Source organism: Kingella oralis (assembly GCF_014054985.1).
In the GTDB taxonomy this organism is placed as follows: Bacteria; Pseudomonadota; Gammaproteobacteria; order Burkholderiales; family Neisseriaceae; genus Kingella_B; species Kingella_B oralis.
In genome coordinates, this window is sequence record NZ_CP059569.1 from 1,680,029 (window position 1) to 1,704,229 (window position 24,201).

General features: G+C 55.7%; 24 protein-coding genes. 11 read left to right on the plus strand and 13 right to left on the minus strand.

Annotated features, from left to right (window positions below):
• Positions 1–68 precede the first annotated feature (68 nt).
• Positions 69–1,691, minus strand: coding sequence for an FAD-binding protein (locus H3L93_RS09030; protein WP_040558101.1), 1,623 nt, complete (start codon positions 1,689–1,691; stop codon positions 69–71).
• Between the two features lie 16 nt (positions 1,692–1,707).
• Positions 1,708–2,334 (minus strand): 4Fe-4S dicluster domain-containing protein, encoded by a 627-nt coding sequence (locus H3L93_RS09035; protein ID WP_003793885.1) that lies wholly within the window; start codon positions 2,332–2,334, stop codon positions 1,708–1,710.
• Positions 2,335–2,842: 508 nt separating this feature from the next.
• Here H3L93_RS09035 and H3L93_RS09040 point away from each other — a divergent pair.
• The 6 genes from H3L93_RS09040 to H3L93_RS09065 all read left to right on the plus strand — a co-directional run bounded on the left by H3L93_RS09040 (position 2,843) and on the right by H3L93_RS09065 (position 12,146).
• On the plus strand, positions 2,843–4,366 hold the full coding sequence (locus H3L93_RS09040) for a fumarate hydratase (RefSeq protein WP_003793882.1): 1,524 nt from the start codon (positions 2,843–2,845) through the stop codon (positions 4,364–4,366).
• Positions 4,367–4,630: 264 nt separating this feature from the next.
• On the plus strand, positions 4,631–4,804 hold the full coding sequence (locus H3L93_RS09045; RefSeq protein WP_155802938.1) for a hypothetical protein: 174 nt from the start codon (positions 4,631–4,633) through the stop codon (positions 4,802–4,804).
• On the plus strand, positions 4,773–8,327 hold the full coding sequence (gene recC / locus H3L93_RS09050; RefSeq protein WP_003793878.1) for an exodeoxyribonuclease V subunit gamma: 3,555 nt from the start codon (positions 4,773–4,775) through the stop codon (positions 8,325–8,327). The genes H3L93_RS09045 and recC overlap by 32 nt, the downstream gene beginning before the upstream one ends.
• An 88-nt stretch (positions 8,328–8,415) precedes the next feature.
• A complete protein-coding gene (locus H3L93_RS09055) occupies positions 8,416–9,204 on the plus strand; it encodes a segregation and condensation protein A (RefSeq protein WP_003793876.1) in 789 nt (262 codons plus the stop codon).
• Positions 9,205–9,880: 676 nt separating this feature from the next.
• Positions 9,881–11,869: a DNA topoisomerase IV subunit B gene (gene parE / locus H3L93_RS09060; protein ID WP_003793872.1), complete on the plus strand. Its 1,989-nt coding sequence runs from the start codon at positions 9,881–9,883 to the stop codon at positions 11,867–11,869.
• 76 nt (positions 11,870–11,945) lie between these two features.
• Entirely contained in the window at positions 11,946–12,146 is a 201-nt protein-coding gene (locus H3L93_RS09065) for a hypothetical protein (protein WP_003793870.1), read from the plus strand.
• A 101-nt stretch (positions 12,147–12,247) separates the two neighbouring features.
• Here the strand turns inward: H3L93_RS09065 and H3L93_RS09070 are convergent, their stop codons facing one another.
• The 6 genes from H3L93_RS09070 to H3L93_RS09095 form a co-directional block, all read right to left on the minus strand.
• Positions 12,248–13,711, minus strand: coding sequence for a radical SAM protein (locus tag H3L93_RS09070; protein ID WP_050755536.1), 1,464 nt, complete (start codon positions 13,709–13,711; stop codon positions 12,248–12,250).
• A 271-nt stretch (positions 13,712–13,982) separates the two neighbouring features.
• A complete protein-coding gene (locus H3L93_RS09075) occupies positions 13,983–14,285 on the minus strand; it encodes a hypothetical protein (RefSeq protein WP_003793863.1) in 303 nt (100 codons plus the stop codon).
• Between the two features lie 106 nt (positions 14,286–14,391).
• Positions 14,392–14,727 (minus strand): hypothetical protein, encoded by a 336-nt coding sequence (locus H3L93_RS09080; protein ID WP_003793861.1) that lies wholly within the window; start codon positions 14,725–14,727, stop codon positions 14,392–14,394.
• A 111-nt stretch (positions 14,728–14,838) separates the two neighbouring features.
• Entirely contained in the window at positions 14,839–15,180 is a 342-nt protein-coding gene (locus tag H3L93_RS09085; RefSeq protein WP_003793857.1) for a hypothetical protein, read from the minus strand.
• Between the two features lie 68 nt (positions 15,181–15,248).
• Positions 15,249–16,001 carry a prolipoprotein diacylglyceryl transferase family protein gene (locus tag H3L93_RS09090; RefSeq protein WP_003793855.1) on the minus strand — a complete coding sequence of 251 codons (753 nt, stop codon included), beginning with the start codon at positions 15,999–16,001 and terminating at the stop codon, positions 15,249–15,251.
• A gap of 112 nt (positions 16,002–16,113) precedes the next feature.
• Complete coding sequence (locus H3L93_RS09095) at positions 16,114–17,337, minus strand: aspartate kinase (protein ID WP_003793854.1); 1,224 nt, start codon at positions 17,335–17,337, stop codon at positions 16,114–16,116.
• Positions 17,338–17,525: 188 nt separating this feature from the next.
• Here H3L93_RS09095 and H3L93_RS09100 point away from each other — a divergent pair, with 188 nt between their 5' ends.
• Positions 17,526–17,768 (plus strand): antitoxin, encoded by a 243-nt coding sequence (locus tag H3L93_RS09100; RefSeq protein ID WP_003793850.1) that lies wholly within the window; start codon positions 17,526–17,528, stop codon positions 17,766–17,768.
• Positions 17,765–18,172, plus strand: coding sequence for a PIN domain-containing protein (locus tag H3L93_RS09105; protein WP_003793849.1), 408 nt, complete (start codon positions 17,765–17,767; stop codon positions 18,170–18,172). Before H3L93_RS09100 ends, H3L93_RS09105 begins: the two co-directional genes overlap by 4 nt.
• 161 nt (positions 18,173–18,333) lie before the next feature.
• On the opposite strand, the gene pssA is transcribed toward H3L93_RS09105, so the two are convergent.
• The 3 genes from pssA to H3L93_RS09120 all read right to left on the minus strand — a co-directional run bounded on the left by pssA (position 18,334) and on the right by H3L93_RS09120 (position 20,510).
• A complete protein-coding gene (pssA, locus tag H3L93_RS09110) occupies positions 18,334–19,146 on the minus strand; it encodes a CDP-diacylglycerol--serine O-phosphatidyltransferase (RefSeq protein ID WP_003793847.1) in 813 nt (270 codons plus the stop codon).
• Between the two features lie 160 nt (positions 19,147–19,306).
• Positions 19,307–20,116 (minus strand): 4-hydroxy-tetrahydrodipicolinate reductase, encoded by an 810-nt coding sequence (dapB, locus tag H3L93_RS09115; protein WP_003793843.1) that lies wholly within the window; start codon positions 20,114–20,116, stop codon positions 19,307–19,309.
• 10 nt (positions 20,117–20,126) lie between these two features.
• Positions 20,127–20,510, minus strand: coding sequence for an outer membrane protein assembly factor BamE (locus tag H3L93_RS09120; RefSeq protein ID WP_003793842.1), 384 nt, complete (start codon positions 20,508–20,510; stop codon positions 20,127–20,129).
• Positions 20,511–20,667: 157 nt separating this feature from the next.
• On the opposite strand from H3L93_RS09120, the gene fur reads away from it, so the two are divergent.
• Positions 20,668–21,093, plus strand: coding sequence for a ferric iron uptake transcriptional regulator (gene fur, locus H3L93_RS09125; protein ID WP_003793837.1), 426 nt, complete (start codon positions 20,668–20,670; stop codon positions 21,091–21,093).
• A gap of 243 nt (positions 21,094–21,336) precedes the next feature.
• Here the strand turns inward: fur and efp are convergent, their stop codons facing one another.
• The gene (gene efp / locus H3L93_RS09130; RefSeq protein WP_003793834.1) at positions 21,337–21,897 is read right to left on the minus strand and encodes an elongation factor P; all 561 of its coding nucleotides are present in this window, start codon (positions 21,895–21,897) and stop codon (positions 21,337–21,339) included.
• Between the two features lie 140 nt (positions 21,898–22,037).
• Here efp and H3L93_RS13375 point away from each other — a divergent pair, with 140 nt between their 5' ends.
• Both H3L93_RS13375 and H3L93_RS09135 read left to right on the plus strand, forming a co-directional pair.
• Positions 22,038–22,160 carry a hypothetical protein gene (locus H3L93_RS13375; protein ID WP_281364991.1) on the plus strand — a complete coding sequence of 41 codons (123 nt, stop codon included), beginning with the start codon at positions 22,038–22,040 and terminating at the stop codon, positions 22,158–22,160.
• A 2-nt stretch (positions 22,161–22,162) separates the two neighbouring features.
• Complete coding sequence (locus tag H3L93_RS09135) at positions 22,163–22,885, plus strand: endonuclease/exonuclease/phosphatase family protein (RefSeq protein WP_003793831.1); 723 nt, start codon at positions 22,163–22,165, stop codon at positions 22,883–22,885.
• A 153-nt stretch (positions 22,886–23,038) separates the two neighbouring features.
• Here H3L93_RS09135 and H3L93_RS09140 read toward each other — a convergent pair whose 3' ends face one another.
• Positions 23,039–24,196 carry an SGNH/GDSL hydrolase family protein gene (locus H3L93_RS09140; RefSeq protein ID WP_003793829.1) on the minus strand — a complete coding sequence of 386 codons (1,158 nt, stop codon included), beginning with the start codon at positions 24,194–24,196 and terminating at the stop codon, positions 23,039–23,041.
• Between the last annotated feature and the right edge of the window lie 5 nt (positions 24,197–24,201).

The following is a 24,201-nucleotide window of genomic DNA, read 5'->3' on the forward strand; positions in this document are numbered from 1 at the left end:
TGGTTTTCCGTTTTCAGGCTGCCTTTGCCGATGCGATTAAGGCAGCCTGAAAACGGGTTATCGCGTTCTCAATCAATCGCGCAAATCAATCCTGCGTGTTCTTTCCAATCAAATGTGCCGTAATCGGGATACAACACGGGGGCTTTTACCTCGCTTTTCACGCCCGCTTTTTGTAAGGCGCGTTGGAAATTGTGGACGTGTTTCAAACCGCCGCGCACGTTGTTGCGGCGTGGGGCTTTGGCGGCGGCGCGCCCTGCACGGCGACCAAAGCTGATGATGTCTAGCAGCGCGTTGCCCATTAAGCGGTTGCGCCCGTGGATGCCGCCCGATACTTCGCCTGCGGCATACAAGCCTTTCACGGTGGTTTCACAATCGCCGTTGATTTCAATGCCGCCGTTTTGGTAGTGCAAGGTGGGGTGAATGATTAACGGCTCGCTTTCGGGGTGAACGCCGCATTTGTGGGCAACGTGCCCCAGCGTTACCAAGCGTTTCATAATATCGGGCTGCTCGGCGATGATGCGCGGCGTATCCAAAAACACGCCCACTTGCCCATCGCGCACCACGCCACGCCCCTCTTGCACTTCGCGCAAAATCGCCGCCGCCACCACATCGCGCGGTTGCAATTCATCCACAAACCGCTCGCCCAAGCCGTTTACCAGTTTGGTGCCTGCCGAGCGCGTGGCTTCGGAAATCAACGCGCCTGCCATGTGCGGCGGATGGGCAACGCCTGTAGGGTGGTATTGGAAGCTGTCCATGTCGCGCAGTTTCGCGCCGATGCGATACGCCAACACCAAGCCATCTGCCGTTGCGCCGTAGTGGTTGGATGTGGCGAAGCCTTGCAAATGCAAACGCCCCGAGCCGCCTGTTGCCAAAATCACCGCGTTGGCGTGCACGGTTACCAGTTGGCGTTTTTCCAAGTCATACAACACCGCGCCCACGCAGTTGCCCTCGTTGTCGGACAACAATTCCACGGCGGGATGGCGGTTTAGCTGGGTGATGCGCGGTTCAATTTCCACCGCTTCGCGCAGCACTTTCATCATCTCCAAGCCTGTGAAGTCGCGGTGGCACAAGATGCGCTGCGCGGTGGTGCCACCTGCTTTTTTGCGCACCAGTTTGCCATTGCGGTCGCCGCCTTGGGTGTCAAAATCCATGCCCAAGCCAATTAACCAGCGAATTGCCGATGGCGCATCGCTCACCATTTGGGCAACCAATTCTTTTTTGCCCGCCATGTGCCCGCCTTTGATGGTGTCGTCATAATGGCGTTGCAAGCTGTCGTCCTCGCCTACGGCAGCCTGAATGCCGCCCTCCGCCATCACGGTATTGCTGTCGCCGATGCGCAGCTTGTTCGCCATAATCACGCTGGCACCTTCTGCCGCTGCGGTTAATGCTGCCGCTGCACCCGCGCCCCCGCCGCCGATGACCAACACATCGGTGCGCATACTTTCCGCGCCTGCCAAATCGTAGTCTTCAATCAAGGCGTGGGCAGTCAGTAATTTAGCCAAATCGGGATGGCAGGAATCGCCTGCGTTCACGCCCACGCTCAATGTGGTGTGCGCGCTGGGGGCGTAGTCGGGGTGGAAGGTTTTGAGCAGGACTTCTTTTTCGGGCAGCGTGCCGTTGAGCTGCGGCTCGGCGCGGCGCAAATTGGCCAACGCGGTTTCGTAATCAATGCCTTTTACGGTGTGGGTCATTTTCAGGCTGCCTTTCTTAATCAATTTCTACTTTAATCTTGCCGTTGTCGATTTCTTGCAAACGGCGCATCAAATCAACGGGGCGCAAGGTGCGCGCGGCTTTCATGCGGCGGGCGAACAGGCCCAAATGGTTGGGGCGGATATGCTCGGGGCAGGCCAGCGTGCACAGGTTGCACATCACGCATTCGTCAAACGTGTTGGACGCGGTGGAAAAATCGCCCGACACCACTTGCGCCACGCCGTTTTGCACTTCCAAGCCCTTGGGGCAGGCCGCGTCGCAACCGCCGCAATGGCGGCAGTTTTTGGCTTCGGGGAAGGTTTCATCCACTTCGTCCAGCCAGTTCCAGCCATCACCCACTTTGTTCATGTCGTAATAATGAATACGAGCCGGCAAGAAGTAATCAATAAAGCTCACTTGCATGCCCGGCTCAATTTTGGTTTCGCAGCCCAATTTGGTTTCCGCCTTGCGCTCGCCTTCTTTGCGCACCAAGCAACGGCAAGAGCCGCACACGCCCTGCCCCATGCAGCCCACGTTGGCGGTAATCGCTTTGCCTGCGCGGGCAAGCGCTTGGATAATGGACGAATTGGCGGGCGCTTGGATTTCTTTGCCGTCAATCACCAGTGTGTAGAGTTCTTCGCTCATGGTTGGGTTCCTGTGTTATCAAAAGGTTTGTTTTAAATATGTGCATGAAATTCTACCAGCAAAGTTGTAATCCACCCATGTAGTAAAAATACAAATATTTCCTGATAAATTTACTCATGTTTTATTTTGTTTATTTATGAAAATTTTTGTTTACTATATTGATTAAAAAATGATTTAATAGAGACAAACTCTCAACAAAACCGCAAACCAACCCCAAGTCTCCGACTTTATATTAAGAATAGTAAACATTCTTAACTACTGGCTTAACTTATCTTAATATTTTTAAAAGAGAAAATTTTTTCAGGCTGCTATTTGTTTAATTTTGTTAGATTTTTAAGAAATGAAGCATTTTTGACAATAGTCAACCCCCCCCGTTTTGCCTATGACAAATCCCGCAAAAAACTGTAATTTTCGGCAACATAAGATTTAATTAAATTTCAGCCGCCGTGTAATCAATTACATTTTCAGGCTGTCTCCGTTTTCTCATCGCCTTATAAGGACACCAACCATGACCACAATCAAACAAGAAGACTTTATCCAAAGCATAGCCGATGCGTTTCAATTCATTAGCTATTACCACCCCAAAGACTTCATCGATGCGCTCAACGAAGCCTTGCAAAAAGAGCAAAACCCCGCCGCCAAAGATGCAATAACGCAAATTTTGGTGAACAGCCGTATGTGCGCCGAAGGACATCGCCCGATTTGCCAAGACACGGGCATCGCCACCGTGTTTTTAAAAATTGGCATGAATGTGCAATGGGATGCCAGCATGAGCGTGCAAGAGATGGTGAACGAAGGCGTGCGCCGCGCTTATACCCACCCCGATAACGTGTTGCGCGCATCGGTGTTGGCAGACCCTGCGGGCAAGCGCATCAATACCAAAGACAACACGCCTGCGGTGGTGCACACCGAAATCGTGGCGGGCGATAAGGTGGAAGTGATTTGCGCGGCGAAAGGCGGCGGCTCGGAAAATAAATCCAAGCTGGCGATGCTTAACCCATCCGACAGCATTGTGGATTGGGTGTTGAAAACCGTGCCGACCATGGGCGCGGGCTGGTGTCCGCCTGGTATTTTGGGCATCGGCATCGGCGGCACGCCCGAAAAAGCGATGCTGATGGCAAAAGAAAGCCTGATGGGGCATATTGACATCCACAAATTGCAAGACAAAGCCAAATCGGGCGCGGAATTGAGCGCGGTGGAGCAGCTGCGTTTGGAAATCTACGAAAAAGTGAACGCGCTGGGCATCGGCGCGCAAGGCTTGGGCGGCTTGACCACGGTGTTGGACGTGAAAATCTTGGATTACCCCACCCACGCGGCGGGCAAACCGGTTGCCATGATTCCCAACTGCGCGGCAACCCGCCATGTGGAATTTGAACTGGACGGCAGCGGCCCTGCCCACTTGCAAGCGCCGAGCTTGGAAGATTGGCCCGACATCACATACAGCCCCGACAACGGCAAGCGCGTAAACGTGGACACGCTCACCAAAGAAGAAGTCGCCACTTGGAAAACAGGCGATGTGCTGCTGCTCAACGGCAAAATCCTGACCGGACGCGATGCCGCGCACAAACGCTTGATTGATATGTTGAATAAAGGCGAGCCGCTGCCTGTGGATTTCAAAAACCGCATTATTTACTATGTGGGGCCTGTGGACCCTGTGCGCGATGAAGTGGTGGGCCCTGCTGGTCCGACAACCTCCACCCGCATGGATAAATTCACCCGCCAAATGTTGGAGCAAACAGGCTTGCTCGGCATGATTGGCAAATCGGAACGCGGTGCGGACACCTGCAAAGCCATCGCCGACAACCAAGCGGTTTACCTGATGGCAACGGGCGGCGCGGCATATTTGGTGGCGAAGGCGATTCAGTCTTCCAAAGTGCTGGCGTTCCCCGAATTGGGCATGGAAGCGGTTTACGAGTTTGAAGTGAAAGACATGCCCGTTACCGTTGCCGTGGACAGCAAGGGGCAGTCGGTGCACGCGATTGCGCCGAAACAATGGCAAGCGAAGATTGGGATTATTCCTGTGGAAAGCTGATGGCCTGATGCGTTTCAGGCTGCCTTGCGGCGTTTGTTGTTCAAGGCAGCCTGAAAATACAAAACACGATTTGGGATACAAATGCCCGATCGTGTTTTTTGATTTTTTTTGAAGATAAGGCAGCCTGAAAACGCATGGATGGTGTTTTCAAGCTGCCTGATGGTTTGGTTTTCAGGTTTTGGGAGGGATGTTTACGCGCTGACTGCTTCAAAGGCAGCCTGAAACCATGCAACAAATGGCGAATGCTACACGGGGTGCAGGGGCTTGCCCCTGCTCGTGGTAGGCGGCGAAACGCCTGCACGGGCAAACAATAGGCAGCCTGAAACCCACCCCAACCATTTCCCCCGCTTTCAGGCTGCCTCATCTATAATCCACCCCCATCGCAACCCCTGCCCCTCGCGCCGCCATGCTCCATCTCTACCAATCCAACCGCCTTGAAGACATCGCGCAAATGCTCGCCCGCATCCAACAAGTCGCGCCGTTGGAAAACCCCTTTGCCGCCGAAGAAATCGTCATCCAAAGCCAAGGCATGCGCCGCTACATCAGCCAATACCTCGCCCGCGAAACGGGCATCGCCGCCAACCTCCGTTTCAGCCTGCCCGCAGGTTTGGCGTGGCGGCTGATGCGCGAAGCCATGCCCGATATCCCCGCGCTCAGCCCGTTTTCATCCGAAGTGATGCGCTGGCGGCTGCTGGCGCTGTTCCAATCCGATGAGTTCGCCCAATCGCCCGATTTTGCCGCCGCACGCCAAGCCCTTGCGCCGTATTTGCACAACGGCGATTACGCCGCCTATCAGCTCGCGGGGCAGCTTGCCGATGTGTTTGACCAATATCTTGTGTACCGCCCCGACTGGATAGAAACATGGGCGGCAGGCAAACTCGTCCCCGAGCTGGCGCACAGCCGCAGCGCGGACACCCAAATCTGGCAAGCCCAGCTTTGGCAGCATCTGGACGACGGTAAACAAGGCGCGCCGCACCGTGTGCAACTGTGGCGCACGCTGATGCAATCGCTCGCCCGCCCCAATCCTCGCCTGCCGCAACGCTATTTCGTGTTCGGCATCGCCACCCTCGCCCCCATGTATCTGCAACTGCTCGCCCAGCTTGCGCAACACAGCCAAGTGCACATCTTCGCCCTCAACCCCAGCCAAGCCTACTGGGGCAACATCATCGAGCCCGCGCAAATCCTGAACCAAACCCAAACCGCCGATTTAAGCTACCAAGGGCATCCCCTGCTTGCCTCGCTGGGCAAACAAGGGCGCGATTTTTTCAACGAGCTTGCCGAAGTAGAAGCCCAATTAGACCTAGATTCCTACACCAGCGAGCCCCAATCCCCCAGCCTGTTGCACAGCATCCAATACCACATCCAAAGCCAAACCCTGCCCGAAACCGCCCACGCCAACGGCTGGCTTGCCGCGCATCAAGATTATGTGCACAGCCAACCGCGTTTTCAGGCTGCCCAACAGCAGCTTAACCAACAATACCAAACCGCCCTCGCCCCCTATCAAGGCAGCCTGAAAACGAACGCAGTAAGTTTCGGCGAAGCCAAAACCCCAAACACCCCAAACACCAACGAAACCCCCGACCTGTTTTCAGGCTGCCTCACGCCCGAGCAAAACGCCATCCGACAAATCCAACTCACCCACCAGCAAAACCTCGCCCTCGCCCAGCTCAATGCCGACCCCAGCATCCAAATCCACAGCGCGCACAGCCCCCTGCGCGAACTGCAAATCCTCAAAGACCAGCTGCTCGTGCTGCTTGCCCAACACCCTGATTGGCAACCGCACGACATCGCCATCCTCACCCCCCATATAGAACCCTACACCCCCTACATAGAAGCCATCTTCGGCAAACACAGCCCCTACCCCCTGCCCTATTCCCTGTCCGACACCCAAATCGCCCACCGCCAGCCCCTGCTGGATGCCCTCGCGCAAACCCTCGCCCTGATGGACAGCCGCTTTGAAGCCGATAAACTCATCGCCCTGTTGGATAACGAACTCATCCTCGCCACCCATCGGCTCACCCGCGACGACCTGCCCCTCATCCACGACACCATCGCCCAACTCAACATCCGCTGGGGCAGCGATGCCGCACAACGCAGCCAACACAGCAGCCAGCCCAACGCCCAATACACATGGCAACAAGGGCTAGAACGCCTCGTGCTCGGCTTTATGCTGCCTGAAAACCCCGCCAACCCCCTCTGGCACAACATCGCCCCCCACAGCAGCAACCCCAGCCACCAAGCCCCCCTCAGCCGCTTCGCCGCCCTCGTCGCCACCCTTATCCGCCACCAAAACCAATGGCAAACCCCCGCCACCGTCCCCCAATGGAACGAGCGCATCCACAACCTGATGAACGACCTCATCACCCCACAAAGCGACGACGACCACCAAGCCCACCAGCAGCTGGAAGCTGCCCTCGCCCAATGGCAAAACGAAGCCCAAACCGCCCACTACACCCAAACCATCAACCAAACCATCGCCATCCAACACCTCAACCAATACCTCGCCAGCCAAAACGACGCAGGCTTTTTGCGCGGCGGCATCACTATTTGCAGCATGGTGCCCATGCGCAGCCTGCCATTTAAAGTCCTCTGCCTACTCGGGCTCAACGACGGCGACTACCCCCGCAACACCAAAGCCGCCCCCTACGACCTTATCGCCCAACACCCGCAAAAAGGCGACCGCGCCCGCCGCGACGACGACCGCTATCTGTTCCTAGAAGCCATCCTATCCGCCCGCGAAGTCCTCTATCTCTCCTACATCGGCAAAGACATCCGCACCGACGAAGAACGCGCCCCCAGCACGCTCATCGGCGAACTCATTGACACCATCGCCGCGCTCACCCAAATCCCCGCCAACCAGCTTAACCAACATTGGATAACCCAGCACCCCCTGCAACCCTTCTCCCCCAAATACTACACAGGCAGCCTGAAAAACCATTCCAGCGCAGCCAAACTCATCAGCACCCGCCAAGACTACGCCCAAGCCCTCAACACCCCGCAGCCCCCCGCCGCCCCCTTTCTGCAAAACTACACCCCAGCCCACGAAACACAAGAGCAGCCTGAAATCCCCCAAGCCACCTTCCTACAATACTGGCGCAACCCCAACCGCCAATGGCTCAAACACACCCTCGGCTGGCAAGCCCCCCACACCCAAGCCGCCCACCCCAGCAGCGAGCCATTTACTATCGACAACCCACGCCAACTAGACACCGCCTACACCCAAGCGCGCCAGCACAACCAAGACTTCGCCGAGCTAGCAACCACCCTAACCGCCCAAAGCCAACTGCCCACAGGCGAATTCAACACCCTTATCGCCCAAGAACAAGCCATCGCCGCCGCAGGGCTAAACAGCGAACTCATCCAAAGCCCGCGCCACCCCGACCAAACAGGCAGCCTGAAACTCCCCACAGGCACGCTTAACTACACCCTCAGCCACAACCACCAACACGGACAAATCCTCTACGCCCACCAATTCCTCCCCAACCACAACACCCAAGCCACCCTGCAAGCCAGCGACAGCATAGAACTGCTGCTGCGCCACCTCATATACAGCGCAGCCGCCCCCCAGCCCACCCCCCAGCCCACTCACTACCTCTCCCTACACCAAAGTATCACCCTCCCCCCCATCGCCCAAGAAACCGCCCAAGCCACCCTCGCCCAATGGCTCGCCGCCTACCAACAAGGGCAACAGCACCCCATCCCCTTCTTCCCCCGCGTAACCCTCGCCGTCGCCCGCGCCTACTACACCGGCAAAACCCCCGATTGGGATAAAGCGCAAAAAGCAGCCCACGCCGTTTACCACAAAGGCTACACAGGCTTCGCCCAAGCCGACTACCCCGAAACCAAACTCATCTACGGACGAGACGACGACACCCCCATCAACAGCCCCACCTTCCGCCACCTCACCGAAAACCTATTCGCCCCCCTGGCCGACTGCCTCGCCGCGCTAGACCCCGATTAACGCCAAAAATGGAGCAGCGACGGCTCGTCGCTACCCCGCCCGCCATCCGCCCAAGGCAGCCTGAAACCCATCCCTCCACATTCACACCATGACCATCGCCTACCTCTTCGGACAACCCGTAACCGACCTCCCCAAAGACCTCTTCATCCCCCCCCAAGCTCTACAAGTCGTCCTCAGCAGCTTTGAAGGCCCGCTGGATTTACTGCTGTATCTCATCCGCAAGCAAAACCTAGACGTGCTGGACATCCCCATGCTGCAAATCACCGAGCAATACCTCGGCTACATCAACCAAATGGAAGCCCGCCAATTTGACCTTGCCGCCGAATACCTGCTGATGGCCGCCGTGCTCATAGAAATCAAATCCCGCCTGCTGCTGCCGCAAACGCAGCCTGAAAACGAAGAACCCGAAGCCGACCCCCGCGCCGAGCTCGTCCAACGCCTGCTCGCCTACGAACAAATGAAACTCGCCGCCCAAGGCTTAGACGCGCTCCCCCGCGCAGGACGCGACTTCGGCTGGGCATACCTACCGCTGGAAATCGCCCAAGCCCAACGCCTGCCCGAAGTGCAACTCGCCGACCTCACCCAAGCGTGGCTCGGCATCCTCTCCCGCGTCAAACACAACCAAAACCACCAGATAGAACACGAAGCCGTCTCCGTGCGCGAACGCATGAGCGCCATCCTGCGCAAACTCAACGCCCAAGCAAGCTGCGCCTTCTCCCAGCTGTTCCAGCCCGAGCTGGGTGCAGCGCATGTTGTCGTCAATTTCATCGCCCTGTTGGAGCTGGTCAAAGAAGGCTTGGTGCGCGTGCAACAAGAAAACCAGTTTGGCGAAATCGCCATCGTGCTCGCGCAAAATAACCGCCAAGCTGTTGCGTAAAGCATTTTAGCTTCGCAACTCCGCTGCGCCATGCAAGCTGCCTTTGGGGGGCGTGTACCCAAAGGCAGCCTGAAACGCAGTTCAACATAATCGGAACAATAATCCAGCCAAACCAAAAGCAGCCTGAAAAACAAAATCGCTTGATATTCTGCCAAGCGATTTTTTACCGAATAAATTGAATTTAGCTTCGCAACTCCGCTGCGCTCCGCAGGCTGCCTAACGCTTCACAACAGTTTACTACTGCCGCTCTCCCCTACGTCCAGCCGAACGGAGCATCCTTTTTTCGGGAAAAAGCGTGCGCTTGTCCGACGACGTGCGCAGCACGGCTAGTTCGCACGCGCCGAAAAAAGGATGCGCAGTGAGGGAAGTTTGGCACAGCCAAACCTGCACGTCGGGGTCGCCTTTCTTTTGCTTACTTTTCTTTGGCGAAGCAAAGAAAAGGAAGTGCCCCGTCGGCACGAGACGCATGGTTAAAGCTAAACGAATGCTAACCACAAAGCACAAACCATTTTCAGGCTGCCTTAATGCCCTCAAAGGCAGCCTAAAAACCAAACCCATCTGCTATTCCGCCAAACCATTTCGTTTTACTGGATAGATTGACTTTCAGGCTGCCCCAAAGCAGTCCACCTCATTTTTTAGTAAAATGCCCCCCTTTGTTCACCCCCATCCCCCAACCATGTCCCAACAACCCCACTACACCGAATCCAGCATCAAAGTTCTCAAAGGCCTAGAACCCGTCAAAGAACGCCCAGGGATGTACACCCGCACCGACAGCCCCACCCACATCATCCAAGAAGTCATAGACAACGCCGCCGACGAAGCCCTCGGCGGCTACGCCACCCGCATCAGCGTAGAAATCCACAGCGACCAATCCATCACCGTGCGCGACAACGGGCGCGGCATCCCCACAGGCAACCACCCCACCGAACATCTGCCCGTGGTAGAACTCGTGTTCACGCAGCTACACGCAGGCGGCAAATTCAACAAAACCGAAGGCAGCGGCGCCTACGCCTTCTCAGGCGGCTTGCACGGCGTGGGCGTATCCGTAACCAACGCCCTGTCCAAACGGCTAGACGTAACCGTTAAACGCGACGGCAAAATCCAACACATCGCCTTTGCAGGCGGCGACGTGGTTGAACCCCTGCACCCAATCGGCACCTGCGCGCAAAAAGACACCGGCACCGAAGTGCGCGTGTACCCCGATACCCACTATTTTGAACAGCCCAGCTACAACCTTGCCGAGCTAGAACGCCTGCTGCGCGCCAAAGCCGTATTGCTCCAAGGCGTAGAAGTCAGCCTCACCCGCCCCAGCAAAGGGCAGCCTGAAAACGCCACCACCACCCAAACATGGCACTACCCGCAAGGCTTGCCCAGCTATTTGGAAGACCTGCTTGCCAACGCCCAAGAAGCCGTGCCCATTTTCGCCAGCGAAAACTATCTAGCCCAAAGCAACGACGACTTCCACGCAGGCGAAGGCGCAGCGTTTGCCCTCACATGGCTGGAAGAAGGCACTTGCGCCAACGAAAGCTATGTCAACCTCATCCCCACTCCGCTCGGCGGCACGCACGAAGCAGGGCTGAAACAAGCCATGTTTAACGCGGTAAACAACTTTATCAACCACCACAACCTACTGCCGCGCGGGGTCAAACTCAACAGCGACGACGTATTCAGCCGCGCCGCTTTCGTGCTGTCCGCCCGCATCCTAGACCCCCAATTCCAAGGGCAAACCAAAGACAAGCTCACCAACCGCGACGCGCTTAAACTGGTATCCAGCGTATGCAGCGACCCGCTGGAACTCTGGCTCAATCAAAACATTGAACACGGCAAAAAAATCGCCGAACTCGCCATCAAACAAGCCCAAGCCCGCCTGCGCAGCACCAAAAAAATAGAAAAGAAAAAAGGCAGCGGCGTTGCCGTGTTACCGGGCAAACTCACCGACTGCGAAAGCGAAGACATCCGCGAAAACGAGCTGTTTCTGGTGGAAGGCGACAGTGCAGGCGGTTCAGCCAAGCTCGCCCGCGATAAAAACACCCAAGCCATCTTGCCCCTGCGCGGCAAAGTGCTCAACAGCTTTGAAATCCACCGCGACCAACTGTTTGGCAACGCCGAAATCCACGACATCTCTGTCGCCATCGGCATAGACCCCCACGGCGCCAGCGACCAGCCCGATTTAAGCACCCTGCGCTACGGCAAAATCGCCATCCTATCCGATGCCGACGTGGACGGCTCGCACATCCAAGTGCTGCTGCTCACCCTGTTCTACAAACACTTCCCCAAGCTCATAGAACACGGACACATCTACGTTGCCCAGCCGCCGCTGTTTCGCGTGGACATCAACGCGCAAGGCAAAAACAAGCCCGCACGCAAACTCTACGCGCTGGACCAAGCCGAGCTGGACAGCATTTTGGAGCGGCTGCACAAAGAAAACATCAAACCCAGCGCCTATTCCATCAGCCGCTTCAAAGGCTTGGGCGAAATGAACCCCGACCAACTCAAAGACACCACGCTGCACCCCGACACCCGCCGCCTGCTGCAAGTAACCATCCCCGATTTAGAACGCCACGACACCGAAAACATCTTTATCAAACTGATGGGCAAAGGCGAAGCCGCCAGCCGCCGCGCATGGATGGAACGCGAGGGCGATCAGGCAGAACTGGATATTTAGGCAACCTGAAACAGTCTACGCCCATTTTCAGGCTGCCTCCATTCACCATTTACCCACCCCCTACAAGGAAACCCCCATGCACCACAAACTCCTCCCCCTCGCCCTAATGCTCGCCACCCTAACCGCCTGCGACAGCGCATCCAAAACCGCCGACCAAGCCAGCAGCCAAGCCGCCAGCCAAGTGTTAGACATGAACAACAAAAGCAAACAAGCCGCCCAAGACATCCAAAAGCAGCTTAACCAAGAAGCCGACAAAATCAACCAAGCCACGCAATAAACGTTTTCAGGCTGCCTCAATACCCAGAGGCAGCCTGAAAACTTTATATGCGCGATTAAACCTTCGCCACACGGTGCGCGAACACATTCACACACCCTACTTCACTCCTCCGCAATCGCAAACACTTTCCCTTTCCCTTCCGCCCACATCGCGTTGCCCGCATCAATCCTGTGGCGAATCTGCGCCAATTTCGCCGCCATCTCGGGGCGGTAAAACAAATTGTAGCTTTCAAACGGGATAAGCCTGCCATCGGGCGTGGCAAAGTGGATGCAAGATTTTTTCAGGCTGCGTAAATCCAAATTTTCGGCATCCATAAATTGCACCACCAAAATGCGGAACACGTTTTCATAGCCCAAGTTGGCGGGCGCGGAAATTTCGGGCAGGCAGCACATCAGTTCGCTCAAACAGTTGGCTTGCGATTCGGGGCTGTGGTTGGTGGAAAACAGCTTAAACACGTGTTCTTTCAGGCTGGCATCGTGTTCAAACACAATGGTGTTGCCCGCGCTTTCCACCAAGGTTTGCGGGTCTAAATAGCGGGTGAGCGGGGTGATACTTGCGCCGTCTTTAAAGGCGTAGCCCATCGCCAGCGTGTCGGGATTGCAGGGCACTGGCATGATGTCGGCTTCGCTAAACAAGCCGCTTTGTTCCACGATTTTGCGGCGGATTTCGCTCACGGTGAGGCGGTTTTTGCCGTCCACGTTGTCGGTGCGCCCGGCAAACTGCACGGGCTGCAAGGTTACGCCGCGCACGCAGGGTTGGCTGGCGGCAAAGCGGATGATGTCGCCGATTTCGTGGTCGTTCACGCCTTTGGCAACGGTTACCACCAGCGTGGTAGATAAGCCTGCGCGGTTGAGGTTGGCAAGGGCTTGCTGGCGAATGCGGCTTAAATCGGCACCGCGCAGGGTTTGGGTTACGGCGTTATCCAGCGAATCAAATTGCAAGTAGATTTCTAAGCCGTGTTTGCCTGTGGCGGCGAGTTGCTGGGCAAATTCGGGGTCTTGCGCAAGGCGGATGCCGTTGGTGTTTATCATCAGGTGCTTGATGGGGCGGCGGCGGGCGGCGGCAAGAATGTCAAAAAATTGCGGGTGGATGGTGGGCTCGCCGCCTGAAATTTGCACCACATCGGGCTCGCCTTCGTTGGCAACGATGGCATCCAGCATGGTTTCCACGGTTGCCAGCGGATAGTGTTCGCTGCGGTGCGTGCCGCTGTCGGCAAAGCACACGGGGCAGTTAAGGTTGCAGGCGCGGTTGATTTCTACGATAGACAGGCAGGAATGCTGCATGTGGTCGGGGCAAAGCCCGCAGTCGTAGGGGCAGCCGTAGTGCATTTCGCTGTTGAAGCGTTGCGGCATTTCGGGTTTTTTCACAAACACTTCGCGCCCGAGGCGATAGTATTCGGCATCGTCGCTGATGAGCACGCGCTGCATGCCGTGGTTGGGACACCATTTGTCCATATAAACGTGGTTGTTTTTAAACACGATTTTTGCTTCTATTTGCTTGAAGCAGGTGCTGCACACGGAGGCAGTGGTGTTGTAGAAATGGTAGGGGCGGTTTTTGCGCGACATGGGGTGTTCCTTTTGGTAGGGTTGGGTTTGTTTTTTGTACTGCGATATGGTTTTCAGGCTGCCTCTGCGGGCGAGTGGACTGTTTGGGGTTTCAGGCTGCAACCTTTGCAAAACCTGCAATCTGTGGCGCGTCGGCGGCTCGCCGACATTTTGCTAACCAATATAGCTCTGTTGAATAAACCATTTTAGCTTTCAGGCTGCCTCGGGTTAAGGCGTAAAAGGCAGCCTGCCCAGCGTAGTGGCGTGGCGAAGCTAAAATGAATACAGGTTGTTACTCTTGGTTTTCGTTGTTGTTGGATTTACGTTGTTGGGCGCGGTTGCGGTAGTAATGCGGTGGCACGGGTGGCTTGCCCTGCTCGCCGTTTGAGTGCGAGGATTTATCTAATGATTTGAATACGCTCACAAACACCCAGCCGCTAAACACCAATGCGCCGATAATACCCACAACCACGCCTTTTTTAATATCTGAGCCACCGCCCCCAACACATACACCGACCGCCGCTACCAACAGCACGCCCGAGCCAAGAGAAATAGCCACCAGCAAGGCGATGATGGCGCTGATAAATGTTCTCATGATTGTTCCTTGTTATGCCGTTTATATTTGGTTTCTTGTTTTCAGGCTGCCTATTGTATTCGCGCAAGGGCAGCCTGCGGAGCGTCGTGGCGTTGCGAAGCTAAAATCAATCTGCGTTGTCGTTGTTTTCTTGTTCACGTTGTTTACGCCGCTGGGCGCGGTCGCGGTAGTAATGCGGTGGCACGGGCTTTTTATCGGATGAGCGCAAAGCGCGTTGGGATGAGTGTGAAGTGCGTTTGGATGCTTTGAACACGCTGATAAACACCCGAATGCTAAATGCCAGCGTGGCAATAATACCCACCACCACGCCCGCTTCAAACACACCCATGCTGCCCGTGGTCGCCGCCAATGCGCATACGCCAAACCCCACCAGCAGCAGCGCGCCCAAGCCGAGAAAAATAGCCGCTATCAAAGCAATGATGGCGCGAAAGAATGTTCCCATAGTTGTTCCTTGTTATGCCGTTTATATTTGGTTTCTTGTTTTCAGGCTGCCTATTGTATTCGCGCAAAGGCAGCCTGCGAAGCGTCGTGGCGTGGCGAAGCGAAGCTAAAATCAATTTGCGTTGTCGTTGTTTTCTTGTTCACGTTGTTTACGCCGCTGGGCACGGTCGCGGTAGTAATGCGGTGGCACGGGCTTTTTATCGGATGGGCGCAAAGCGCGTTGGGATGCGCGCGAAGTGCGTTTGGATGCTTTGAACCCGTTGATAAATACCAAAATCATAAACAACAATGCGAAAAATCCGCCCACCAGACCAGCCCCCGTCCCCATCGCATTGGCGGCACCCGCCCCCACCACAAGAACCGCGCATAGCCCCAACGACACCATAAACAGCGCAGCCAAGCCCAAAACAACGGCTTTCAAAAAAGCGATGATGGCGCGGAAGAATGTTCCCATGATTGTTCCTTGTTATGGTTTTCTTGTTTTCAGGCTGCCTATTGTGCCCGCGCAGAGGCAGCCTGAAACTATCTCACGCGCCGATAGGTTGCCGCCATCACCAGCAGCGCAAACAGGCACACCCATTGGATGCCGCTCATCCCCAGCCACCAGCCCGCGGGCACGGGTTTGATGCTGTCGATGATTAACCGCCAAAGCAAGTAGCCAAACATCAACACGCGAAACGACAAGCCTTGCTCGTGGGCAAAATACTGCCGCCATTTGGGCAGCGTGATAAGCGCAATCAGCGCGGCGAGCCATTCGTAGAGCTGGGTGGGGTGGCGCGCGCCGTCGCCAAAATCCACGCCCCAAGGCAGCGTGGTGTGCACGCCGTAAGTGCCGTCATACAGCCCCGCCACAAAGCAGCCTGTGCGCCCAATCACCAGCCCAAGCAAAATCGGCGCAACAAAATCGTCGCCCGTGCGCGAGGTGATGCCGCCAATTTTTTTGCCGATTTCCACGCCCAGCCAGCCGCCCAACAAGCCACCCACCACGCTTTGCCCCGACACCACCACCAGCCAAAATTGCTTGGGGTTGCTGTGCGCCAGCGCCCAGTATTCGGGGAACTGCAAAATAGACACCAGCTTGTTGCCGATGCCCGCGCCCAGCAAGCAAAACGCCAGCACCCAAATGCCGCCTTTGCTGGCGAGCGCGGAGGGATGCCCGCGGCGTTTGCGGATGTGGTTATACAGCATAAAGCCGCCGCTTAACGCCAGCCATTCGGTGGTGGCGTGGAACAGCAGCGCGGTTTGTTGGTTATGGAGGATAAGGGATTCAAGCATAGAGATAAGCGGGGAAAAGGGTTTTCAGGCTGCCGATGGCTTCGCCCGTCGGCGATGCGTTATATAGATTTCAGGCTGCCTACGTTACCCATAGGCAGCCTGAAAATCATGATTACGCTTTATCCAAGCCAAACTCTTTGTGCAGCACGCGCGTTGCCAGCTCCAAATATTTCTCGTCAATCAGCACCGAAACTTTGATTTCAGAAGTGGAAATCATCTGGATGTTGATGTTTTCCGATGCCAGCGCATGGAACATTCGCGCCGCGATGCCCACGTGCGAACGCATGCCCAAGCCCACGATGGAGACTTTGCACACCGCATCATCGCCGCTCACTTCCGCCGCGCCGATGCTGTCTTTCAGGCTGCCGAGCAGTTCCAAAGTGGGCTTGTAGTCGCCGCGCGGCACAGTGAACGAGAAATCGGTCGTACCCTCGTTGCCCATGTTTTGGATAATCATGTCCACGTCCACATTGGCATCGGCAACCGCGCCCAAGATTTGGTAGGCGATGCCGGGTTTGTCGGGAACGCCGCGCACGTTGATGCGGGCTTGGTTTTTGTCGAAGGCGATGCCTGAAACGACTGCTTTTTCCATGTTTTCATCTTCCTCAAAAGTAATCAAAGTGCCATTGCCGCCTTCGGTGAGGCTGCTTAACACGCGCAGGCGCACTTGGTATTTGCCTGCAAATTCAACGGAGCGGATTTGCAATACTTTGCTGCCCAAGCTCGCCAGTTCCAGCATTTCTTCAAATGTGATGGTGTCCATACGCCGCGCTTCGGGCACAACGCGCGGGTCGGTGGTGTAAACGCCGTCTACATCGGTGTAGATTTGGCATTCATCGGCTTTGAGCGCAGCGGCAAGCGCCACCGCCGATGTGTCCGAGCCGCCGCGCCCCAGCGTGGAAATATCGCCCGCGCTGCTGATGCCCTGAAAGCCCGCCACAATCACCACCGTGCCTTGCACCAAATCGGCGCGCATTTTGTCACTGTCAATGTCTTCAATGCGGGCTTTGGTGTGGGCGGTGTCGGTTTTCACGGCAACCTGCCAGCCCGTGTAGCTTTTGGCTTCCACGCCGATGTTTTTCAACGCCATCGCCAATAAGCCGATGGTAACTTGCTCGCCCGTTGCCAACACCACGTCTAATTCACGCGGGTCGGGAAATTCCTGCATTTCGTGGGCAAGGGCGACAAGGCGGTTGGTTTCGCCGCTCATGGCGGACACCACCACCACCACGTCATGCCCTTCTTGGCGCGCGGCGGCAACGCGCTTGGCAACGTTTTTGATGCGCTCGGGCGAGCCGACTGAGGTGCCGCCGTATTTTTGTACGATAAGTGCCATTGGGTGTGTTCCTATGGGGTAAAGGGTGGGATTATAAACTTTGTGGGGATGCTGTAAAGGTTTGTAAACCGGAATTTAGTCGGCAGCCTGAAAACGGGTTGGGGCATTTTCAGGCTGCCTTGGCTTGATGGCGGGGCTGTTTTTGCTTAATATATACGAAACATTTTTCATATATACAAGGAGCAGCGATGCTAACCAAAATCTTCCAAAGCGGCGGCAGCCAAGCGGTTCGCATTCCGAAAGACTTTCGTTTTAATGGCGACACGGTGGAAATTTTCCGCGCCGAAAACGGCGATGTGGTGTTGCGCGCGCCGCAAAGCAGCCAGCGTGGCGACGCACTGTTTGCGGTGCTGGCGCAGTTTGATGACGACTTTATCGCCGGCGTGGCAGCGCGCGATAACGAGCCGCCGCAGGAGCGTGATGCGCTATGATGTATATGCTAGACACCAATATCTTGATTTATATTCAGAAAAACAACCCGCCTGCGGTGCGCGAGAAAATCAACCGCCTGCCGAGCCATGCCAAGCTGTGCATGAGTTTTGTGAGCTATGCCGAATTGTTAAGCGGCGCGCAAGGCAGCCGAAACCCTGAAAAAGCGCGCGAAAACATCGCCCGCTTGGTGCAGATTGTGTCCGTTTTGCTGCCTGAAACGCCGATTTGCGAACACTATGCGCGCTGGCGCGATGCGCTGAAACGGCAAGGGGCGATGATTGGCGGCAATGATTTGTGGATTGCGGCGCACGCCTTGGCGGCGGATGCGGTTTTGGTAACGCACAATACGAAAGAATTTGCGCAGATTGGCGATTTGAAATGGGAGGATTGGACGGCGCAATAGCGGATGTTTTCGCCGTGTGGAATGGGCGGTTGATAGGCAGCCTGAAAACGGGTTGGGGCGTTTTCAGGCTGCCTTTGCCTTTCCAAATCAGCCACATAAGCTGACGGGCGGTTTGCTTTTTCAGGCTGAAACCTTTGCAAAACCCAAAGGCAGCCTGAAATTCAATCCAAGCGCGTTTTGCCGCCCTGCCATTTTTGCCATGCCCACATCACATAGCCCGACAGGCTGTATGCAAAAAAGGCGAGGAACAGAATCAGCGCGGGCTGTAACACCAGCAGCACAATCAGCATCAGCATGCCAATCATGCGGGGGAACGAAATGCGGTGGCGCAGTTTGATTTCTTTGAAGCTCCAAAACGGAATTTGCACCACCATAGACAAACCGGCAAACAGGGTGAGCAGCAGCACCCAAATGCTGGATTGGTCAAAGATGCCGTCGTAGCTGCGGTCCAGCCATATCATGCCCACCATCAGCGCGGCGGCGGTGGGGCTGGGGATGCCGATAAACCATTTTTTGCTCACTTTGCCAATCAGCGTGTTAAACAGGGCAAGGCGCAGCGCGGCGCAGGCGCAATAGATAAACGCTACGCAATAGCCCAGCTTGCCAAATTCGTAAAGCTGCCAGTTATACACAATCAGCGCGGGGGCAACGCCAAAGCTCACCATGTCGGCAAGGCTGTCCAGCTGTTCGCCAAACGCGCTTTGGCTGTTGGTGAAGCGGGCGATGCGCCCGTCCATGCCGTCCAGCAGCATAGCGATAAACACGCTGATTGCCGCGCTTTCGTATCGCCCGTGCATGGATTGGGTGATGGCGAAAAAGGCGGCGAACAGCGCGGCAAGGGTGAACGAATTGGGCAGGGCGTAGATGCTGCGTTGGCGGATGAGTTCGCGCTTGCTAGTTTTTTTGTGCTTGGCGCTGTGCGCGTGGTTTTCAGGCTGTGTTTGTTGCGGAGTTTCGGTTTCGGGATGATTCATGACGGGGTTTCCTTTTTTGTTGTAACGGCAGGCGCGTTTTGATTTTCAGGCTGCCTATTTGGCGATGGGGGGGCGAATGTATGCCCGATTGCACCCGATATGGTAAAGGCAGCCTGAAAACGGTTCAACATGCTGTTCAGGCTGCCTTATGGCATGGCAATCAGTTTTTCAAGCCCAACACATCCTGCATGTCAAACAAGCCGGTCGGATGGTTTTGCAGCCACACGGCGGCGCGCACTGCGCCGGCGGCAAACGTCATACGGCTGCTGGCTTTGTGGGTGATTTCCACGCGCTCGCCATCGGTGGCAAACAGCGCGGTGTGTTCGCCCACAATGTCGCCCGCGCGGATGGTGGAAAAACCGATGGTTTTGGGGTCGCGCGCGCCCGTGTGCCCTTCGCGCCCATACACCGCGCATTCTTTCAAATCGCGCCCCACCGCGTTGGCAATCACTTCGCCCATGCGCAACGCCGTGCCGCTGGGCGCATCCACTTTGTGATGATGGTGCGCTTCAATGATTTCAATGTCGTAGCCATCGTTTAACACGCGCGACACGGTGTCTAAAATATGAAAAGTCAAGTTTACGCCTACGCTAAAATTGGCGGCGAACACAATGGCGTTTTTCTGCGCGGCGTTGGCAATGGCGGCTTTGCCCGCATCGTCAAAACCCGTTGTGCCAATCACCATTTTGATACCTCTGGCGGCGCATTTTTCAATCAGCGGCAAAGACGCGCTGGGGCGGGTGAAATCAATCAACACATCCGCGTCGTCCAAGGCGATGTCTGCATTGTCGGTTACTTTCACGCCGGTTTTGATGCCCAGCGCAAAGCCCGCATCCAAGCCCAATACGCCCGAGCCTGCGCGGTCCAGCGCGCCCGTCAAAACGGTGTTGGGATTGGCTTCAACGGCTTGCACCAGTGTTCTGCCCATGCGCCCGTTTGCGCCCGCAATGGCGATTTTCAGTTGTGCCATGATGTACTCCTTATTTTGCAGTTTGTTGAGACGCGGCGATTTGCTCACGCGCGTAGTCCAAAGCGTTGCCTTCAATGCGACTGACTGCGCCGTTGGCATCAAAATAAACGCTTAAATTGCGGTGTTCTTTAACTTTGTTGCCGCGCACCACTTCGTAAACATAATCCCAGCGGTCGGTGCGAAAAGCGTTGTTAAGCAGGGGCGTGCCGATTTCCATGGCGACTTGCTGGCGCGTCATGCCCGCGCGCAGGGCGAGCACGGCGTTGGCATCCAGCGGGATGCCTTGCACCACGGAAAGTTTGTAATAAGGCAGTTTTTCAACCAGTTTGGGCGTGCACGCGCTGAGCGCGGCGATGGCGGCGATGGCGGCGATGGCGAGAAGATGGGTTTTCAAGGGCTTTGCCTTTCGTAAACAAAATGAAAATGGGAAAGATACCACAGCCGCCCCATGCGAAAAAGTTTATTGAAAACTTTTATTATTTAGGCTGGGGCTTGTGGGCGAAAAATGCTATTATACGGCATCTGTTTTTATCGCATTATAAGGAATTTGCATGGATAACATCGCGCAGTTAAAGGGAAATGGTTTGAAGGTTACCGGGCCGCGTTTGAAAATTTTGGATTTGTTTGAATCGCACGCGGACGAGCATTTGAGCGCGGAAGATGTGTACCGCATTTTGTTGGATGACGGCATTGAAGTGGGCGTGGCGACGATTTACCGCGTGCTCACGCAGTTTGAACAGGCGGGCATTTTGCTGCGCCATCATTTTGAAACGGGCAAAGCGGTTTACGAGCTGAACAAGGGCGAGCACCACGACCATTTGGTGTGCGTGAAATGCGGCGATGTTACCGAGTTTCATAACGAAGAGATTGAACGCTTGCAGGATAAAATCGCGCAGGACAACGGCTACCGCATTGTGGACCACGCTTTGTATATGTATGGCGTGTGCGGCAAGTGCCAGAAAAAAGAGAAGCGGTAATTTTGAACGATTGAGGCAGCCTGAAAACGGGAAACGGTTTTCAGGCTGCCTTTTTTGTTTTGCGTGATGCGCCTGCGCAGGATGGGCGGGCGGATGATTGCATTCAATCCGCTCCGTGCGCGGCAGGCGATTGCGCCCATTCCGCCAACGCAAAGGCAGCCTGAAAACGGGCGCGGCGCGTTTCAGCGGAGCTAAAACGGCATAAAATGTTTTCAGGCTGCCTTTGGCTGTGGCGATGGGGGATTACGCGCGTTTGCGGAATTCGCCTGTGCGGGTGTCAATTTCCACTTTGTCGCCGTTTTCAATGTAGGACATCACTTGGATTTCTGTGCCGCCAACCAAGCGTGCGGTTTTCATCACTTTGCCTGATGTGTCGCCTTTAACAGCGGGCTCGGTGTATTCCACTTCGCGCACGATGATGGTGGGCAGCTCTACGGAAATCGGGTTGCCTTCGTAGAACGTTACTTCGCAGTCGTCTTCCATGCCATCCACGATAAATTTGAGCGCGTCACCGATGTTGTCGGCTTCGATTTCGTATTGGTTGAATTCGTCGTCCATAAACACATACATGGGGTCGGCGAAGTAGCTGTATTTGCAGTTTTTGCGGCTTAATACCACCACGTCAAATTTGTCGTCTGCTTTCACGATGGTTTCGCTGTTTGCGCCTGTGAGCAGGTTTTTCAGCTTCATGGATACTTTGGCGGATGAGCGTCCGCCTTTGATGTATTCGGTTTTTTGCACGACCATGGGGTCGTTGCCAATCATAAATACGTTGCCTGCGCGGAGTTCTTGTGCTGTTTTCATTGGATTTTTTCCTAATCGGGTGGTAAACAAAGGGCGCGATTTTAGCTTGTTTTTGCTGTTTAATAAAGGGGATTGCCTGTTTTCAGGCTGCTGCGGTGTTAAAATCGGGGCTTGTGCATTGTTGTTTGGGAATGGCTGTGATGAGATTGTTTGGATTGGTTTTGTTGTTGGCTGCGCTGTCGGGCTGCGCGGGCACTTATGCGCGGGGTTATGGTAATGAGCATGGTGCGGCGGGGATGGTGGGGCGTTCGTTTAGCTGGTGAGCATGATGCGGATTTTGAGTTACAACATTCAGGCGGCGATTGCGTCCACCAGCTATTTGAGCTATGCGCTGCGGCTGCATCGGCAGGTGTTGCCCAGCCCCGCGAAGCGGCAGGTGTTGGCGGATATTGCGCGCTTTATCAGCGATTTTGATGTGGTGTGCTTGCAGGAGATTGATTTTGGCGGGCTGCGCAATGGTTTTTTGAGCCAAGCGCAGCAGTTGTTGGCGCAAACGCCGTTTTCGCATTCGGTGTGGCAGGTGAATCGCGTGGTGGGCAAGCTGTCGCGGCATGGCAATTTGATTTTGAGCAAATCGCCGATGCGCGAGGTGGTGAACGAGCCGTTGCCGAGCAAGATTAAGGGGCGCGGGATGCTGGCGGCGGAGGTGGAAACGGCGCGGGGGCGGCTGGTGGTGGCGAATGTGCATTTGAGCTTGGGGGCGGTGGACCAGTTTCGCCAGATTCGCTTTGTGCGGCAGAAGTTGGCGGCGTTTGAGAATGTGTGTTTGATGGGGGATTTTAATTGCCCGCCCGATGCGGAGCAGCTTTGTTTGCTGACCGACCACGATTATGCGCGGCTAACGCTGGATTCGCCCACCTACCCAAGCTGGAAGCCGAAGCAGTCGCTGGATCATATTTTTGTGAAAGGCAGCCTGAAAGGGGCTTGCCATGTGAGCCAGTTTGCGGCATCCGACCATTTGCCTGTGGTGTTGGAGGTGGATGGGTAGGCGGGGATGGGATGATTAAAGGCAGCCTGAAAACGGGGGTAGGGTTTTCAGGCTGCCTTTGGCATGGGGTAATTAGCTCGATTACAACGTTACTCTGTTTTCAGGCTGCCTTTGTTCACAACAACAGAGGCAGCCTGAAACGCATCAAACAGCTTATTTCACCAACGCAATCAAATCATTCGCCAACACATCGGCGGCTTGTTGATAGCCCAGTTTGGAAAAATGCACGCCATCCTTAGCCGCCAAGCCTTGTTCCGACCACGCTTTCATGCTGCACGCGCCGCCCATTGCGTCTTGCCACGACCAATACAGCGTTTGCTCTTCTTGGGCAACGCGCATCTGCATGGATTGCACGGCATCCAGATACTCGGGGCGGGTGCCGCAGTCGCCTACTTTGGTTTTCAGCGATTCGGGTGCGCCGATGACCAAAATGCCTGCGTTGGGCAGCGTTTGTTTGATGAGCTGGATGTAGTTGCGCCATGTTTGCTCGGTTTGCTGCACGTCCAGTTTTTCGTTGAAGGCTTCGTTGGTGCCATAGGCAAGGATAACCAAATCGGCTTGGGTTTGCGCTAAATCGCCCAGCCAGTTTTGCCGCCATTTTGACCATTGGCTCATTTGCGCGCCGTTGATGCCCATCGCGGATAGGGTAACGCCTGCGCGTTGGTTTTCAATGTTCACCAAGCCGACAGTCCACGGCATTGCGTCGTTGCTGATGGATAGCGGCAGCGTGGCTTGGGTGTAGAGCACTTGCCAGCCTGCGTTTTCAATCGGGATGTGTTGCCCGTTGATGCTGAGTGTTTGGTTGTTGGCGGCGGGTTTAATAAACAGGGCAACGTCTTGCGTGCCTTCGCTGCCTTGCGCGGTGGAGTTGATGGTGAGGTCGCCGCCTGTGGTGGATTGGGCAATCACGCCGCCGAGCGGGAAGTCGGCTTGCGAGCCGCGGCTGGTGAGCGTTGCCCAGCCGTTGCTGTTGTAGCGCGGCAGCGCTTGGCGTTGCCCTTTGACTGCGCTGGGGTAAATCCAGCCGATGCCGCCGTTGCCCCAGCGGCTTTGCAGGCGTTGGCGCAGTTGGTCGGTGAAATAATCGCCCGCGGTGTGGGAATCGCCGATTTGCACGATGCGGAATTTGCGGTTGTCTTTTGCGCCTGAAATGCTGCGCAATTTTTTTACCCATTGCGGTTTGGCGTTGCCGTAGTTTTGCAGCAAGCCTGCGCTGCTTACGGCGGTGATGTTGTCGGCTTGGGCGGCTTGGGGGATGGCGCTGTTGAGGCTTAATCCGCCAAACACGAGAATTACTTTTGCTATGTCCATGTTGT